Origin of the sequence: Micromonospora sp. NPDC048063 (assembly GCF_043202855.1) — a bacterium.
GTDB lineage: Bacteria > Actinomycetota > Actinomycetes > Mycobacteriales > Micromonosporaceae > Micromonospora.
Genome location: NZ_JBIDBG010000032.1, coordinates 19025 through 36032 on the forward strand (window position 1 = coordinate 19025; position 17008 = coordinate 36032).

The 17008-nt window shown below is 68.4% G+C and carries 14 protein-coding genes and 2 pseudogenes; 8 read left to right on the forward strand and 8 right to left on the reverse strand.

What is annotated here, in order from left to right; translation table 11 throughout:
- Positions 1-73: 73 nt before the first annotated feature.
- Positions 74-1765 (forward strand): glycoside hydrolase, encoded by a 1692-nt coding sequence (locus ACGFZ2_RS33595; protein ID WP_393460824.1) that lies wholly within the window; start codon positions 74-76, stop codon positions 1763-1765.
- 217 nt (positions 1766-1982) lie between these two features.
- On the opposite strand, the gene ACGFZ2_RS33600 is transcribed toward ACGFZ2_RS33595, so the two are convergent.
- Positions 1983-2591, reverse strand: a complete 609-nt coding sequence (locus tag ACGFZ2_RS33600; protein WP_393262538.1) for a DUF6368 family protein — start codon at positions 2589-2591, stop codon at positions 1983-1985.
- A 108-nt stretch (positions 2592-2699) separates the two neighbouring features.
- Positions 2700-4940, reverse strand: coding sequence for an ATP-binding cassette domain-containing protein (locus ACGFZ2_RS33605; protein WP_393460827.1), 2241 nt, complete (start codon positions 4938-4940; stop codon positions 2700-2702).
- A 63-nt stretch (positions 4941-5003) separates the two neighbouring features.
- Here ACGFZ2_RS33605 and ACGFZ2_RS33610 point away from each other — a divergent pair, with 63 nt between their 5' ends.
- Positions 5004-5954 (forward strand): helix-turn-helix transcriptional regulator, encoded by a 951-nt coding sequence (locus ACGFZ2_RS33610; RefSeq protein ID WP_393270230.1) that lies wholly within the window; start codon positions 5004-5006, stop codon positions 5952-5954.
- A gap of 182 nt (positions 5955-6136) precedes the next feature.
- Here ACGFZ2_RS33610 and ACGFZ2_RS33615 read toward each other — a convergent pair whose 3' ends face one another.
- Positions 6137-7063, reverse strand: coding sequence for a tetratricopeptide repeat protein (locus tag ACGFZ2_RS33615; protein ID WP_393460830.1), 927 nt, complete (start codon positions 7061-7063; stop codon positions 6137-6139).
- Positions 7064-7430: 367 nt separating this feature from the next.
- Complete coding sequence (locus tag ACGFZ2_RS33620; protein ID WP_393270224.1) at positions 7431-8660, reverse strand: serine hydrolase domain-containing protein; 1230 nt, start codon at positions 8658-8660, stop codon at positions 7431-7433.
- Positions 8661-9409: 749 nt separating this feature from the next.
- On the opposite strand from ACGFZ2_RS33620, the gene ACGFZ2_RS33625 reads away from it, so the two are divergent.
- The 3 genes and pseudogenes from ACGFZ2_RS33625 (at position 9410) to ACGFZ2_RS33635 (ending at position 11425) form a co-directional block, all read left to right on the forward strand.
- Positions 9410-9958: a hypothetical protein gene (locus ACGFZ2_RS33625; RefSeq protein WP_393270222.1), complete on the forward strand. Its 549-nt coding sequence runs from the start codon at positions 9410-9412 to the stop codon at positions 9956-9958.
- Positions 9959-10384: 426 nt separating this feature from the next.
- Positions 10385-10675 carry a hypothetical protein gene (locus tag ACGFZ2_RS33630; RefSeq protein ID WP_393460833.1) on the forward strand — a complete coding sequence of 97 codons (291 nt, stop codon included), beginning with the start codon at positions 10385-10387 and terminating at the stop codon, positions 10673-10675.
- Between the two features lie 463 nt (positions 10676-11138).
- Positions 11139-11425: pseudogene (locus tag ACGFZ2_RS33635) on the forward strand (hypothetical protein).
- A 190-nt stretch (positions 11426-11615) separates the two neighbouring features.
- On the opposite strand, the gene ACGFZ2_RS33640 reads toward ACGFZ2_RS33635, so the two are convergent.
- From ACGFZ2_RS33640 to ACGFZ2_RS33655, 4 genes and pseudogenes are all read right to left on the reverse strand, one after another.
- Complete coding sequence (locus ACGFZ2_RS33640; protein ID WP_393270218.1) at positions 11616-12119, reverse strand: hypothetical protein; 504 nt, start codon at positions 12117-12119, stop codon at positions 11616-11618.
- 698 nt (positions 12120-12817) lie between these two features.
- Positions 12818-13273 carry a hypothetical protein gene (locus ACGFZ2_RS33645; RefSeq protein WP_393270215.1) on the reverse strand — a complete coding sequence of 152 codons (456 nt, stop codon included), beginning with the start codon at positions 13271-13273 and terminating at the stop codon, positions 12818-12820.
- A 274-nt stretch (positions 13274-13547) separates the two neighbouring features.
- Positions 13548-13811 (reverse strand): annotated as a pseudogene (locus ACGFZ2_RS33650) (hypothetical protein).
- 192 nt (positions 13812-14003) lie between these two features.
- Positions 14004-14195, reverse strand: coding sequence for a hypothetical protein (locus tag ACGFZ2_RS33655; protein ID WP_393270213.1), 192 nt, complete (start codon positions 14193-14195; stop codon positions 14004-14006).
- 218 nt (positions 14196-14413) lie between these two features.
- Between ACGFZ2_RS33655 and ACGFZ2_RS33660 the strand changes: the two genes are divergently transcribed.
- Genes ACGFZ2_RS33660 through ACGFZ2_RS33670 form a run of 3 tightly spaced genes read left to right on the forward strand, consistent with a single transcriptional unit; the run spans position 14414 to position 16884 of the window.
- Entirely contained in the window at positions 14414-15562 is a 1149-nt protein-coding gene (locus ACGFZ2_RS33660) for a sensor histidine kinase (protein WP_393460836.1), read from the forward strand.
- Positions 15559-16215 (forward strand): response regulator, encoded by a 657-nt coding sequence (locus ACGFZ2_RS33665; RefSeq protein WP_393270209.1) that lies wholly within the window; start codon positions 15559-15561, stop codon positions 16213-16215. Before ACGFZ2_RS33660 ends, ACGFZ2_RS33665 begins: the two co-directional genes overlap by 4 nt.
- Before the next feature lie 57 nt (positions 16216-16272).
- Positions 16273-16884: a hypothetical protein gene (locus tag ACGFZ2_RS33670; protein WP_393270206.1), complete on the forward strand. Its 612-nt coding sequence runs from the start codon at positions 16273-16275 to the stop codon at positions 16882-16884.
- Positions 16885-17008 lie beyond the last annotated feature (124 nt).

Genomic DNA, 17008 nt, shown 5'->3' on the forward strand with positions numbered 1-17008 from the left:
ATGCGGCGGACCCGCGCCGGCCGCGCGCACGTCCGGGTCACCACCACGCCACCGTAGAGCTCTGGAGGAACGCATGCCCCGCCCACCGTCCCGCGTCGGCCGGCTGTCCGCGCTGCTCGCCCTCGCCCTGGGACTGATCGTGGCCCCGGCGCCGGCCCATGCCGCCGATACCGCCGAGCTGAGCAACCAGCCGTACGAGAACCAGTCCGTCCAGGTCACCGCCGGCGAGTTCGTTAACGTGTACGACCCCAGCGTCGGCGAGAACGAGCGCTGGTACTACAACGACCACACAATGGTGCGTGACCGCGCAACGGGTCTGTGGCACGTCTTCGCGATCACCCACGCCGAGCCGGCCAACCCGTTGGACGAGAAGTTCTTCGGCCATGCCACGGCGCCGTCGCCCCGTGGCCCCTGGACGAAGCATCCGTTCGCCCTTGAGGCCGACCCGAGCGCGGGGGAGACGCACATCTGGGCGCCGTATGTGCTGTTTCACGGCGGCACCTACTACATGTTCTACGCGGGCGGCACCGCCGACCACGAGGCGTACCGGATGCACCTCGCCACGTCGAAGGACCTGACGACCTGGACGCGGCACCCGGGCAACCCGCTCTTCACCGACGGCTTCGACGGTCGGGACCCAATGGTGACCTGGGTCGGCGACCAGTGGGTCATGTACTACACCGCCAACAGCACTCCGGCCGGTGGCCACCACATTGTCGCCTACCGCACGAGCCACGACCTCGTGCACTGGAGCGACCGGCGGACGGCCTTCGAGCACCCGGCCACCGGCACCTTCGGCGGGCCGACCGAGTCGCCGTTTGTGGTGCACCGCGGCGGTTCGTGGTATCTCTTCGTCTGCTGTGAGAGCGGCTACCAGGACACCCGCGTGTACCGTAGCGAGGACCCGTTCCACTTCACCGTCGACCAGCTCGCCGGCCGGATTGAGGCGCACGCCGCCGAGGTGGTCAAGGACGACTCCGGCACCGGCCAGTGGTACGTCACGGGCGCCGGCTGGGGTCAGGGCGGGCTCTGGCTGGCGCCGCTGAACTGGCGTACACCGGTGGTGACGAAGGGGCGGCTCGTCAGCACGCCCTACTACCGGGCGGTCGTGCAGACCGTGCCCGAGTCCCGGCTAGTCTCCTACGAGGCCGACCCGACCGGCCGAGGCGCGTACCGGCCCGTGACGGACTCGTCGTTCCGTTCCACAGCGCCCTACCTCGCGGTCGGGACCTTCGGGCCCACCGACACGGCGGGCGCCGCCCGGAACGTGACGGTGTCGGCCGACGGCACGGACGTTCTTCTGGCCGGCATCCCGCTCGGCGACGAGCCGGTGACCGTCGACTGGCGCTTCCGGTTCGCACGGACCACGATGGACGTCGACCTCGCCTGGCATGTGACCGGTCCGACCAGCGCGCCGGTCTGGGAAGCCGCCTGGAACGTCGACTCGACCCTGCCCCGGCTCGCGGACCCGGCCGGCGCCGATCGCGACGGGGACGCGGCGGGCTTCACCCGGTGGGCGCTCGCCACGGACGACACGACCACGCTGGCGGTCGCGTACCGGGACGGGTCGGCCTGGAGCGAGGACAACCGGTGGTTCAACCGGCCGAGCGGCTCGATCGCCTGGCAGCCCCTGTGGCAGCCGGGCGGGCGGTCACTGCTGGTCGGCGACCTCGCGGGCGGGACCTGGCGCATCGGCGTGAGCGGCGCGCCCGCCGACACCGGGTTCGCAGAGTCCCTGGCCGCCTCGCTCAACGGCGCGGCGTAGCCTCCGGTCACGCGGGCCGGCCACAGGAGGAGGTGGTCGGCCCCCAGGAGTCGGCACTATCGACGCCAAGGTCTGCACCATCGAGTCTCAAGGGGCGTCTCGGAGGCCGCCTACGTGATCCCCGGGCCGCTTCGACCAGTTGCAGGCGCGATCTGTCGCCGACAGCGCGTCGGAGACGACCGGATCTGCCGATGAGCGGATGTCCGGCAAGACTTGGTCACTTCACCATCTGGAAGAGCGGGTGCTGCAGCCAGGAGGCGAGGAGATCGGCATCGACGACATGGCGGACCGCAACCTCATCCCACGCCGTCCGGTAGGGAATCTCGTGCCACCTTCCGGAAAGCGTGGCGATAGTTGCCCGGGAACGATCCTCCCATCGTCGGCGACCAGGGCCGGACTGCAGAGTCGATAGAGCGGAGACGCCCGGCGGTGGAGGTACCGGAAGCGGGCCATCGAGATCGATGAGGCCGCCGTATTGGCGGGCTATCGTCACAGCGAGCTGGGCGAGAAACCGGTGGTCATCCTTGCCGTTGACTGCTGCGGCCAGGACGATCTCGGTGATCGGGAGGAAGCCGGCCGCGCGCGTCAAGCAGACCGCCTCATCAGCGTCGTCGCATTCGTAAGCATCGGGTTCGATGAGCATCGGCCCGGTCTTCGACGACGGCTTCGCCATGCCGAGGTTGCGCGGTTCCCGAAGTGCCCACCAGTTATCTCTGTCCGGGCTGAGCGACTCCGACAGCCACACCCGGAATGCCCTGACGTCGTCAGCGGTCCACTCGACGGGCAGCAGAACTGCGGCGGAAGGCCCGGACACGATGACAATCATGCACCACGGCCGAGGGCACCTGGTATCCGCTCATGCCGCGAAGCGCTCGTCACCGAGGGGATGTCAGCGCCGGTCGCTGGCGTCCGGTCATGCCGAGATGAGTGCGACTCACGCTGGAGTGGCGACGTTGAGTGCTTGCGCGGTGGCGGTGTTGGTGATGCCTGCGACATGGCCTTGGTAGATGATCTGGCCGCCGTGCCTGCCGGCTCCTGGTCCGAGGTCGATAAGCCAGTCGGCTTGTCGTATGACGTCAAGATTGTGCTCGATGACGACGACGGTGTTGCCGTGGTCCACGAGGTTGTCGAGCGCGCGCAGCAGGATGTCGATGTCGCGAAGGTGGAGGCCGGTGGTGGGTTCGTCGAGGATGTAGAGCGTCGGGCTGGTCGGGTCGCCGAGCTCCTTGGCGATCTTGACGCGTTGACATTCGCCGCCGGAGAGCGTTGTCAGAGGCTGGCCGAGTCTCAGGTAACCAAGGCCGACGTCGTCGAGGTGGCGCAGGGCCTTCGTGATTGCCGGATCGGGGAGCCGGTGGATGGCATCAGTGATAGTGAGTTCGTCGACATCGGCGATGGACAGTCCGTCGACCGTGTGCCGCAGAACGTCAGGAGTGAAGCGTCGTCCCTGGCAGGTTTCGCAGACCGTTTCCTGGCTCTCCATGAAGGCGAGGTCGGTGTAGATGACGCCGAGGCCATTACAGTCGGGACAGGCGCCGTCGGAGTTGGCACTGAACAAGCTGGCTGGAACGTTGTTGCGGCGTGCGAACAGCTTCCGGATGGGTGTGGCGATGCCGGTGTACGTGATCGGGGTTGAGCGACGGTTAGTGGTGACCGGTTTCTGGTCGATCATGATGGCTTGGTGGCGGGCGGCGAGTTCGGTGGCGAGGCTGGATTTTCCCGAGCCCGCGACGCCGGTGAGCACGGTCATGACCTCGGTGGGGATGTTCACGGTCAGGTTCCTGAGGTTGTTGCGGGTGGCGTTGGTGACGGTGATGCTCCCGCGTGGTGTTCGTGGACGATCTTTGATGGGGCGATGCCGCGATAGTTCGGCCGCAGTCGGGGTGTCGGCTTGACGCAGCTGCGCGAATGTGCCCTGGAAGACGAGTGTGCCGCCCTGGTCGCCCGCTCCTGGCCCGATTTCGATGATCTGGTCGGCATCGGCCATGACTGCGGGGTCGTGCTCGACGACAAGGACGCTGTTGCCCTTGTCCCGCAGTTGCTGGAGCAGTCTCGTCATGGACGCGACATCGTGCGGGTGGAGGCCGACGGTGGGCTCGTCGAAGATGTAGAGCATCTCGACCAGGCTGCTACCCAGGTGCTTGACGGTCTTGATGCGCTGTGCCTCGCCGCCGGACAGGGTCGTGGTGGCGCGGCCGAGGTGGAGGTATCCCAGCCCGATGGTGATCAGGGCGTCCAGCCTTGCCTTCAGCGCGGCCACGACCGGCGCCACGTTCGCGTCGGTCACCGTCGTCACCAGTTCGACGAGTTCGTTGATCTCTAGGCGCGCCATCTCGCCAATGGTGAAGCCGAGCACGGTGGCCGTGCGGCTGGCCTCGTTGAGCCGATCACCGTTGCAGTCCGGGCATACGGTGGAGCGGGTGAATCGGGCAAGGGTTTCTCGCTTGCGGTCAGACAGATTGTCAGAGGTCTGCAGGTAGATCCGTTCGAACCGTTCGACGACACCCTCGTAGCCCTTCGGAAATTTGGTGCCGAGGCGTGCGGCGTGTTCGCCGCCGAACAACAGCGCGTCGCGTTCGGTTTGGGCCCAGTCGCGCAAGGGTGTGTCAGCGTCGAATGTGCCGATGTCGGCGTACTGGGAGTACCAGTAGCCGCCGTTGCCGAAGCCGGGCAGCAGGATGGCTCCGTCTTTCAGCGACTTGTCCAGATCGAGAAAGCGGTCAACGGCACTGACGACGACTTCACCGAGGCCGGAGCATGTCGTGCACATGCCGGCGGGATCGTTGAAAGAGAAGTGGTTGGACTCACCGACCTGCGGCGTGCTCAGGCGGGAGAACAGAAGCCTGAGGTAGGTCCATGCATCGGTGATCGTACCGACCGTGGATCGTGCGTTCCCGCCGATGCGTCGCTGGTCGATTACCACCACCGGCGAGAGACCGTCGATCTGCTCGACCTCGGGCCGCGCCCACTTCGGCAGCCGGTTGCGGACGAATGGCGGAAACGTTTCATTGAGCTGGTAGCCGGCCTCAGCGGCGATCGTGTCGAACACCAACGACGACTTGCCCGACCCGGACACCCCCACGAACACCACCAACTGCCCGCGTGCCACTTCGACGTCGAGGGACTTCAGGTTGTTGGTCCGGGCTCCCCAGATTTCGATCTTGCGCTGTGACATGCGCACAACACTACGAGCAGATCCGGTCAGGAAATGTCCGCGATTCCGGCGGATAATGTGCCCATGGCCGACGTCACCCAACGAGTCCTCGCCCTGCTGGCGGTGCTGCAGACGGGTCGGGCGTTCACCGGCGAAGAACTCGCGGCCCGCCTCCACGTCAGCCCGCGCACGCTACGCCGGGACGTCGATCGTCTCCGCGGCTACGGCTACCCCGTCGAGACCCAACCGGGACCAGGCGGCTACTACCGGCTCTCCGCCGGCAGCACCATGCCCCCACTTCTCCTAGAGGACGACGAAGCCATCGCGGCCCTCCTGGGACTGGCCACCCTCACCTCGATCGGCAGCGCCAGCGAGGGAAGCCTCGACGATGCGGCGACGCGCGCCTACGGCAAGGTCGACCAGTACCTACCCAAGCGTCTCCGCGCCCGAGCAGTGGCCCTCCGCGCCAGCCTCGAAACCACACAGGCCCTGGCTCCGAGCATCAGCGCCGGAACGTTGAGCGCCCTCGCCGACGCAATTCACCACCAACACCTCGTCACCTTCGACTACGCCGGCGCGACCAGACCTACCACGGCACGCAAAGTCGAACCGCACCGCCAGATCCACCAGCACCTGCGCTGGTACCTGCTGGCCTGGGACACCCGCAAGCGCGACTGGCGCGTCTTCCGTACCGACCGCATCACCAACCTGCGAAACACCGGCCGAGCCTTCAGCCCCCGCCCACTGCCCGCCGACACCGGCATTCAGTACCTCCGCGAGGGACTCAACAAGCACCAACACCGCGTCGTTCTGACTGTTGACGCTCCCATGACCGCGGTGGCGGACGCTCTGAAGTACCAGGACGTCGAACTTGAGCCCATCGCACCGCATCGAACCCGCGCCGTCCTCAGATCCGACTCATGGCAGTGGCTCCTGTTGAACCTGGCCTTCCTCGACGTGGACTTCACCATTCACGAACCCGCCGCCTTCCGGACGGCGTCTCGACGATTCGGTGTCCGACTCCGGCAGGCGTGACAGAACGCCCACTCAATCGGCTAGGACCGCCAACAAGGCTACGTGCACGGATTTGCCGCCGACCGTGCGCGCTGGTCTCCTACGCCTCGTCACCGTGGGTAAACGGACGGGCGAGGTAGGCAACCAGAGGCGTGGCGTTTGAGGTGGCGCCGGACTCGCGAACATCGAGACGGTGAGATGTCCTAGGTGCCGCGAGCGTGGGCGTAGTCGATGAGCGCCCGGCGGTACGGTTCGGGCACCTGCGGTGCCAGTTCGGTGAGCGTGTCCAGGTCGGCGGCCGATCCCGTCGAGCGGGCACGGTATGCGGCGGCGGCCGCCCGCATCGTGACGTCGTCCGGCTCGAGTTCCTCACCGCGAGTGGCCTGCGTGGCGGCCTCGGCGAAGTCGCCTTCCTCGGCGGCTAGATCGGCCAGATCGAGGTACAGCGACCAGTTGGCCGGGTCGAGCGCTAGGGCACGCCGAAAGGCAGCGGCCGCCTCGGCACGGTTGCCGACGTGACGCCAGGTGCCGGCGCGGACGACCTCGGTGAACATCACGCGCCGCACGGCGTCGGCCCGGTCGCACAGGGCGAACGATGCGTCGGTGCGGCCGCACACGCGCAGCAAGATCGCCATGCGGGCCATCGCGTCAGGGTCCGCATGGCGCTCGCAGACCGCCTCGATCGCCCGGAACCACGGGGCCAGGCACTCGCGGACAGCATCAGTGTCGAGGCCACGGTCGTAATCGCGGATACGCATCGTGGCCTCAGCGACGGCAGCCGGGGTTACCGCGCTGAGGAATCGCTCGTCGCCGAACCACGGCGCGGACGCCCACGGGACGTCGGGCTGGTAGCCGGTGACCGCGCCGAGCGACATCGCGGCCTCGTCCATGTCACCGCCCACGAAGGACAAGTAGGCGCGGGCTAGCATCGGTCCGATCGTGTTTGCCGCCGCGACGACGGCCGTGACCTCGGAGGGCAGCTCGCGCCGCAGGTTCTCCAGCGCCGAGTACAGCTCCAGATCGCGCGGATCGACGGCGACCGCTCGCGCGATGAAGCTCGTCGCTGCGGAGGGCGAGCCGCCGCAGTGGGCCATCACCTGGGCGAGGGCGAGCGCTCCCGTCGTCGACACGATCGACACTTTAGCGCCGGCCGGCAGCGCGAGCGACGAGGTCCGTACACCGCCAAAAGGGCGGTGCAGCCCCGGGCCAGGCGAACGCTGCGCAGGGCGGCTACGGCCAGAAGCCCGGCACTGTCGCAACGACTGCAGCCGTACAACGCCGTTGATCGGGTTCACTCATGTGCCGCGGAGCGGGCACTACGCAGCGCCACAGTCGTCTTCGCGACCGGCGCCCGGACGTGCCGATGTGCGCGCGTCGAGATGGACGGCAAGGCACGAGTTTGCCGATGACATGAGAATGGAGACCGGTTGGCCAGCCCGAGGCCCATTGACGCCCATGGTAGCGATCGGATGAGCCATGTAGGGCTGGCCACGATCGCTACGCGTGTGCTGCGGGGCAGAACGCCGCGTACAGTACCTGCATCTGGGCACCGATCACCCGTGTGGTGAGGGTGTCTCGGTTCTCGCCCCACACGGCAGCGGTGAGGCTGAGCTGACGCGAACCGTCGGCGGCGGTAAACGCTAGGCCGACGAAGCCGGGGCCGCCACCGCCGTGCCCGATGATCCGAACGCCGCAGTCAAGGGTGGCAATTTCGACGCCCAAGCCGAACCCGAACCCGGCGGGGTCGGTCATCTGCTGCAACTCGGTCGGGCGCAGCAGCCGGCCGGTGGTCAGGGTGTGGAAGAACCGGTTGAGGTCCGAGGTGGTCGAGATGACCTCGCCGGCGGCGCCGGCCATGGACGGGTTCATGATGGTCACGTCTACCGGTGGAGCGTCGACGGCGCCGGTGGCACCGACGTACACGTGCGCGTGCGGGCCGATGATGGACGGGAAAGTTCCCGGCATCGAGGTACCGCTCAGGCCAAGTGGTCCAATGATCCGCCGCTGGATCTCCTCGCCGTACGGGCGTCCGGTCACCTTGCCGATCACCATGCCCAGCAGAATGTAGTCGGTGTTGGAGTACTGCTGCTGACTGCCCGGCGTGAACTGCGACCCATGCGCGTTGGCGATGTCGACAAGCTGACGGGCAGTGAACGTGGTGAACCGGATGCCGAGCACCTGGTCGTCGCTTGGCAGCAGGTCCCAGGTGTAGTCGTAGACCCCGCTGGTGTGTCGGAGCAGGTCGCGTATCGTGACGGCCTGCCCGTTGGGCAGCACGCCCGGCAACCAGTGCTCGACCGGGTCGCTCAGCGCCATTCGGCCCTCACCGACCAATTGCAGGATCACGGTGGCCACGAACGTTTTCGTGACGCTTCCCGCCCGGTAGCGGCCGCCTGCCGGTGCCGGGACTTTGCCACCCAACTCGGTGGTGCCTGCGCTGAATCGCTCTACCGACGAGCCCTCGCGTAGTTCGGCGATCGCCGAAACGACGTCGACCTGTGCCATGGCCTCGAACTTCGCCCGCAGGGTCGACCACTTGGCCGACGATTGCGTCGGCGCCGCTGCGGACACCCCTGCCCACAACATGACTATCGCGGTCGCCAGGATGGCGACCTTCGTTGTTCTCCGCGTGTTCACACTGCTCCCCAGTTGGCAGATACCTGCGACATGCATGTACTTCGTTGTGATCATTCCGGCGAAGACCGGCCGGCACATCCAGGTGGCCAACTAAGGGTTCACACCCAACGGCAATCCACGCCTGCCACTGAGCGGTGTACGGTCGCTTGCGCCATCGTGTCGCCCGCAACTCTCGGTACCGATTCGCATCACGCCGCTTGGCGACACGTCCGGACTGATCAGAGCCCCTCTGTAGCAGGGCGTGCTCGACGAACCGCGACTGTTGCCAAGGCCGCGGCTGCAGCCTTGCCCGACGACCCATTCGCGTCAAAGGCACTGAGCCTGATCTCCACGTCGTTCCGCCACGCGCAGACGTTGCAGAATGCGACGCCAGCAAAGCAGCCTGCGGCCGGTCGGCCGGGCCGACCACATCACCATCGTCGATGACGAGCACGAGTAGCGCAACGACGCAAGGCTGGTCGGTCCGCGCTCCTGGCTAACGCATCCTCAAGTAGCCGCTGACCGAGCGGTCCGGTAGCCAGGCGTCATGAGCAGCCGCCGGCTTCAGGAGAGCATGCTAGAGCCCCCTCATGTTGGGCTGGCGAATACAGCAGGTAACGAATACCACGCACCGCCAGGCGCTTGGCCGGACATCCCGTGTACGACGTGCCGCTGCTGCTCGGCGAGGAGGAGAGCTACTTCGGTGAGGCGTGAGGGTAAACAGTCGCCGGTCCCGTGTGCCACGATCGGCCGCTGCGAGCAGACCACGAAGGCCACAGCCGACGTCGCCGGCTGCGAGGGCCAAGGTAGAGGGCCACGCACTGGCTCGGCATCCCGACGAGGTACGGGTGCCACGAGCGATGGCCAGCGTCCGCCTGGCGCGCTGGCTGAGCCGGCCGGTACCGACCGCTGACGACCTCGGCGAGTTGGCGGCTCGGCAGCGAGACGAGGACGCCTGGGCCGACCGAGCCGCCGCCGAGGCGTGGACCGGGGTGGACGACGAAACGCTCGCGCAGGGGCTTCGCGCTGTGCTCGAAGCGGCCCGGTTGCGGCGGGACGCCCACGACGAGGCGTTCGGCCGCGCGCTGGCAGCACAAGTTGAGCAGGATGCCCCGACCCCGGCCGGGCTGGTCCACCTGGAGGACCTCCTGCCCACGGTCGTGCTGCCGCTGACGCGGCAGCGGCCAGTGCTGCTGGTGGTGGCCGACGGGATGAGCCAGTCCGTCGCCACGGAGGTCATCGACGACGTCATCCGCCGCTACGACAGTTGGCTGGAATGCCTGCCGGGTGACCGGGACCGGCGTATAGCCGCCGTCGCCCCGCTGCCCTCACTCACCGCTGTGTGCCGGGCAAGCGCTTCGACGGACAACCACCTGCGTGGGGTCCGCCCGGGGCACGCGATCGGTTGATCGCGGAGGTGTCGGCGGACTGGTTCGGCGCCGAGTTGTTGCTGCGGTCAATCGGTGGTCGAACACTCGACGAAAATGGGCTCTCGATCCTGCTGAACGAGTTTGCCGGCAACATGTGGGTGATGATGCTTATGGAGTCGTGCAAGGAGATGGTGCGCCTGGCGTGCACGGACCCGAGCTCCCTGGGGCGGCCGCAGCAGAGTGGTCACCGGGGTTGGATGTACGGCGCCCGCAGAGACATGCTCTTTCACGGCATCCGCCTTGACCTGTGCGAAGCGTTCCCCGACGAGCCGGCGCAGCCCACCCTCGAAGAACTGATCCGTAGGGCCATGGCTTTCTTTGAGCTCAACTTTGGCGCCATGCTGGCCGGGTTGTCTCGGGCAGAGCGCACTTTGCGGTACGGTCCCCCCCCTGCCGGGACTGGACATGCCCCTGCTCCAAACGCTCAATCCGCGCGCGGCCGACTGGTGGGATGCGCTGTTCCGTCCACTCGCGTCGGAACGTGCCCGGCAGTCCCCCTGGTTCGGATGGGCCACCAGAGAATTCGTCAACCGGGCCCGAGCCACTCACAACTCTCAACAACAGTCCGCAGAGCTCATCGGATACCTCGACCGGCTGGCACCGGACGAGGTCCCGCCCCCCGCCCGGCACCGACTCAAGTCGGGCCAGATCGACTGGTCGGGCATCCTGCCGCCCGAGCACCTGCCCCGTCGCTGAAGGGCAGCAGTCAGTGGCGTGACCAACATCGCCGCCACCAACCGTCACTACGCCCGAACCGTCATCGACTACTGGCCTCATTCGGCATCACCCAACGGCTTCGTCCGTCAGGCGGCCTGGCCGCCGACCACTCGCCATTGGCCGGCTATCCCGGATAAGGCCCTGTCGCTTCGTGGCCGGTGGGGGAGCAACCCCGGATTCCGCTGTACGAAGCGGCGGGCCTGGTCGCGAGCCGAGGATGAGCTCTTGCTGGCGCCGGGGCTCGGCTGGGTGGTGGGGTCGGCCAGTCCGCTCGGTTCGTGGGTCGGAGCGCCAGCGTTCTAGCCTGCCATCACGATGGTGCAACGCGTTGGCCTCAGTGACCACGTCGCGGATTTGTTTTGCGGCGCGGGTCGCCTGGTCGAAGTATGCGGCGCTGGGGAGCAGCGCCGCGTCTTGGGCGCCCGATCGCGGGGGAGAGCCCGTGGAGCATCTGCCGCTGCGCCCGCGATGGCTGTACCGTGTGCGGGCAGCCGTGGCCTTCGGCGCGGCGAAACTCGCTCTCCTCGCCGAGTGCCAGGACAACCGGACCCGTTCCTCTACCTGGCCGGATGTTTGCACGACGCGATTGACGATCTGCACGGCTCAACCCCGCTGAGACGGGCACCGCTGCTGTCATTTTCGACCGCTTCCTCGGCTGGCCCGCCCGCCCGCGACACCAACTCCTACGGCTTGACCACGGCCAGAGCCATCGAGGTCGAGGAAACGTGACATTCGGCGGCATCGGCCGCATCAACGCGAACGAGCCGGTTTCAGCGGTGCCGATAAGGGTCGCGACCAGGCCGCCAGCGCGGACGAGATCATCCCTCCGCCGGCGGGGGCAGCACCGCTCGTACTGTGCCTGCCGGCGGCCTCGGATCACCCCGCGTGTGCTGAGAACATGGCCGCTACGGGCTGGCTCCTAACTCGCTTGCACTTGCGTCGGAAGGTGGTCGTTGTACGTGCTCCTGGTTGTCACCGCCCGCAACTGGTCGACGGCTTCCTTCGTGTAGTTTCCCACCAGATCTAAGAGTTGAGCATCGTCGAGCGATTCGAGACTCACCACTACCGCAAGTCGCCGGAGTCTGCGGGCGGTGATGCGCAAGATGTCCGTCCGTGCGGCGCCGGCTCCCCCGGCTGTGATCAGGTGGCCGTGGGCTATGGCGCGGGCGACGCGTGGATGGGCACCGAGCGTTGGGCGCTCGAGGATTGCGACGGCCTCGTCCTCGTAGAGATGGGCTCCGAGGTCCTCGCCCAGGCTGTGAATGCGGGTCCATAGGCGTCGGAACACGTTACGGGGACGGCCGATGATGCGTTCGTATCCTGGCCGACGGAGCGGGTTGGGCCATCGCCAGAGCGCGACATCCGGCAGCAGGACCAGGCTGAGGAATGACCAGACCTCTTCGCTCGGCGCATCGGCGGGCACGATGGGGTCTGCCGGGGCCGGGGGTGGAAACTCAGGGCCAGACCCGACGTGGAGCGCGACCCCCGGCCCTGGTGCCCCTGCTGGCGCCCGTTGCCTCCGTTGCCCGGTGTCGGTGTGCCGGTGTGTGTTGCCGTTGCGCCCGACGCGGTTGTCGGCGGGTGGGGCACCGCGTTGTCCCACCCGGCCGGAATGCGGGTTTCCGTGCCGCCGGCCTGGGTGTCGAGGAGTGTGCCGAGGACGTCCGCCAGTCGTGAACCCTGTTGCGGCATCGGTGGTGGGCGCGGTCGCGTTGCCGGCCCGGCGGTCCCTGAAGATTCGGTCGATGCGCTGAAGTGCCTGGCTGACCGGGTTACGGGCGTACCGCTGCAGTTGCGCCAGCCTCGGCTGCCACCTGTCGTGCGTCAGTGGTTCGGCGCGGGCGAAATCTTCATCGAGTTCGGGGTCGGCGATGAACACGCCGCTGATGGCGTACCCGGTCGGAAGTGTGAGCGTGTAGCCGTTCGCGGCGTAGGTGGCGCAGTTGATGCGGGTGAGACGTCGCCGGGTGCGTTGGTGGAGCCAGCGTGAGCGGGCTTGGTGGCGACGGCGCAGACCGCGAGGGCGGCCATGACCAGCACGGCGGCTGCACCCACTTCACCCACCCAGCCCGCCGGTGTCCACCCTGGTCAGACAGCCAATGGCGGCTGCCGTACTATCGGCTATCTTCGGACCCATAACCTTCTGATCCGTAGGACTGTTTCGGCGACGACGCCGATGAGCGCGGCGAACTGGTATACGACGATGCTACGGCCGTATCCATCCTGGAAAACGGTCTCGGAGAGCGGCTCGTTGGCGAGAATCGCCTGGCGCAGCACGATGATGACGATCCAGCACGCGAGGGCCGGTATCAACGCGACCAATGCTGGGCGGACGACGATTGCCCACCTTGGCGCTGGCGCGCTCGCCGTTCGACAGACCAGTACCGCTCCGCCGACGAGGAAGAACGCGAAGGCGGCCATGTTGGTGGCGCTGGCGAGTGCGATGCCGGCGAGGGGACGGCCGGCGTAGAGCAGTAGCATCGCCCCGAGGACCAAAGCGCCAGTCACAGCGGATGGGATCCAGGGCCACCGCAGCCGGTCGGTCCGGGTGGGCCGGATCTCGATGTTCTCGGTCATACGGTCGACGCTAGCCAGCATCCCGCATGGTGCCGATCGCCGTTTGCCACGGTTCATGTACCGCGTTTGCGGTATGCCGGCTACGCCGGCGTACGGTTGTCGGCCGCCGAGGCGCTCACCCCCGGCGCTCACGCTGCCGTACTCCCGCGGCAGGATGACACGTCGGGGGTTCGGCGATGACCTGTACTTACTCCAGGTAGAGCGGCCTGTTCGGGCGAGCGGGCACGCGGCACCACGACAGCGGAGCGCGACTCCGGAACCGTGCACGTACGGGTCATTCGCTTCTGGGGGTGTCCCTATGGGTTTGGTCAAGTCCCAGAAGGGGGGCGACGTCAGCCGGTGGGCCTAGGCAGGTGGTGAGGTCGGCGGTGGTGGACATTTCGTAGTGGGTGCTGATGACAGTGCCTGTGCGATCTGGGCGATGTCAAGTTTGGCTTCGCCGCTGGTCCAGACGGTCAGCTGGGGCCTCGTGGTCGGTGGTGGTGCAGACAGACGATCCCGGCCGCTGACTCCGGGCGACACGCCGAGCCGCTGGTATCTCACTGGTCGCTGGTCGGCCGCGTACAACGAACTGGTCACATGATCGGCCCGGGCTACCACGGCACCCACACCCCCGGCGTGATCGTCCACCGGCAGCTACCGCCCTCTCCCGGTGCACTGGGCCCCGGCGTCGCGGCGTTACGTTGACCTCGGACGTCGAGGACCTCGACGTCCCAGCTGAGCCGGGGCCTCAGCGTTCACGCAGCCCGGTCAGTTTCTCCGGGTTGCCCAGATGGATGGCGTTGACCACGCCGTCCACCAAGTGCAGGCTGATCGCCGCCGCCGAGGCCCGCCCGGAACTGACAGCGATGCCCGGTCCGCCGTTGAGCTCGACGACCGGGTTGGTCGGATCCACCGGCATCCGGCCGGCGAAGGTGAGCAACGCCCGAGCGACCAGCTCCGCCCCGTGGATCGCCTTGCGCGGTGCCGGTGCCAGACCACCGCCGTCGCTGTTACGACATCTGCGGCAAGCGCCCTCAGCAGGCTGTCGAGATCGTCACAGGCACGGGCCGCCAGGCAACGAGACGGCCCTTCGTTGCATGCCGCCGGCTACCGCGTTCGTGGTACGTGGTCGCCCGGCCGGGTACGTACTGTTACGCCGTGCGGCGGTGGATGACGGAGGCCGGCATCGTGGTGATTACCGGTGCGGTGACGGTGTATCGGATCGGGGTGGCGGCGGTGGAGTCCGCCGACCGCGCGCCGGACGCGTGGGCGTACGGCCTCGGGCTGGCGATGGCGCTGGTCTTGCTGGCCCGACGGCGCTGGCCGGCCGCGACGCTGGCCACGGTGGGTGCCCTGTTCCTGGCCTACCACATGTCCCGGTATCCCGGTGGTGCGCCCGCCGCGCCGCTCTGGGTGGCGATGTACTCGGTGGCGGTCGCGTCCCGGCGTCGGTCCGGTCTGGTGGTGGCCGGGGTGTTCATCCTGTTGGACCTGCACGGGCGGATGTTGGTGGAGGGGGTGGGACCCCTGGACGCGACCCTGGACAGCTCGACGGTGGTCTTCGGGGCGACGCTGCTGCTCGGTGAGGTGGTCCGGGGCCGGCGGATCCGGCTGGAGTTGTTGGCCGCCGAGCGGGACCGTACGGCGGAGCAGCGGGTGATCGAGGAGCGGATCCGGATCGCCCGGGAGCTGCACGACGTCACGGCGCATACCCTGGCGGTGGTCGGTGTACAGGCCGGGGTCGCCGCCGAGGTGCTGGAGGACGACCCAGACCAGGCACGCGCCGCGCTGAACGTGGTCCGGCAGGCCGGCCGGGAGGCGATGGTGGAGCTGCGCGCCGCCGTCGGCGTGCTCCGAGACGGCCGCCGCGACCCCGGCCCCGAGCCGGGCGGCCCCGGCGGAAAGCTGGGCGACCTCCGCGACCCGCCGGGTGAGTTCAGCCCCGCGCCGCCGGCACCCGCGCTCGACCGGCTTCCCGCACTGACCGCCGCGACCGGCGCCGTGCTGCTCCACGACGGCGAGCCCCGGCCCATGCCCCGGGCTGTGGAGGCGACGGCGTACCGGATCGTCCAGGAGGCGGTGGCGAACGCGGTGCGGCACGCCGACGCCAACCGGATCGAGGTACGGCTCGGCTACCGTCCGGACGGACTGACGCTGACCGTCCAGGACGACGGGCGCGGCGCCGGCGGACCACCGGGCAACGGCCTGCGCGGCATGGCGGAACGGGCCACCGGCCTGGGCGGTTGGCTCCGGGCCGGCCCGGCCGAGGGCGGAGGCTTCCAGGTACAGGGGTGGCTGCCGGGATGACGATCCGAGTACTGCTGGCCGACGACCAGACGCTGGTCCGGGCTGGCTTCCGGGTGCTGCTGGAGCGGGTGCCGGACATCGAGGTCGTCGCCGAGGCCGCCGACGGGGACGAGGCGATCGGGCTGACCCGCGCACACCAGCCGGACGTCGTCCTGATGGACATCCGGATGCCCGGCACCGACGGGCTGACCGCTACCCGGCGGATCCTCGCCGACGAGCGGCTGCCCGGGGTACGGGTGGTCGTGCTGACCACCTTCGAACTCGACGAGTACGTCTACGCGGCGCTGCACGCTGGCGCGAGCGGTTTCCTGCTGAAGAACCTGGAACCGGACGAGTTGCGCCGGGCGGTCCGGGTGGTCGCCGCCGGCGACGCGCTGCTCGCGCCGGAGGTGACCCGTCGGCTGATCGCGGCGTTCGCCAGCGGACCGGAGGTGCCCGGCCTGCACGCGTTGACCGCGCGGGAGCGCGAGGTGGTGACGCTGATCGCGGACGGGCTCTCCAACGCGGAGATCGGTGCACGGCTCGGCATGAGCACCGCCACCGCGAAGACCCACGCCAACCGGGCGATGGCCAAGCTCGGTGCCCGGGACCGGGCCCAACTCGTGGTCTTCGCCTACCACGGCGGGCTGGCCGGGGTACGACGACCGCAGTAGTCCGCCGCCCACGCGGAGCGGATCCAGCGCCGCCCCGCCACCCATAGCGTCTGGTCCATGTTTCTCATCCTGGGAGCAACCCTGAACCTGCTCGCCTCCTTCTTCTGGGAGCCCGACTCGCAGGGCGTGACCGCCGGTACGCTCGTCGCGCTTTCCTGTTTCTGCTGGCTGGTCGGTCTGATCGGGCTTTATGACCGGCTGCGCGCCACGGCTCCCCGGTATGTGGCCGTCGCGCTGCCGGTGACGGTCTTCGCGGTCGTCGGCGGGGTGGCGTTCGGCGTGCAGAGCATCCACGAGGGCCTCGTCGACGTCTCGCATGCCCGGACGGTCGAGCTGCTCAACCAGTACCCCTTCGCCACGACCCTGTTCTGGATCGCCGGTCCACTCTTCCCGCTCACACTGTTCGCGCTGGGCCTGGTGCTCTGCCGGACCCGCACCGCGCCGCTGCCGGTCGGCGTACTGCTCTGCCTGGGCGCGATCGCCTTCCCGTTGAGCCGGATCACCCGCGAGGTGTCGATCGCCCATGTCGCCGACGTGCTGCTGTTGCTGCCGTTCCTGTACCTGGGTGCACGTGAGTTGGGGCTGTGGGGTCGGTCGAGGGGTTCCGCCCCGTTCGGTGCCGGCCGCATGCCTTCGGCGACGCCGGTCGGCGGCGGGCCGGACGCCTGACACCACCCGCGCGGGGGGGGCCCCCCCCCCCCCCCGGGGGGGGGGGGGGGGCCCCCGCCCCCCCCCCCCCCCCCCCCAGAATTGTTTTTTTTGTATAAAAGCCCGGATTATGTCTGGGGGGTGT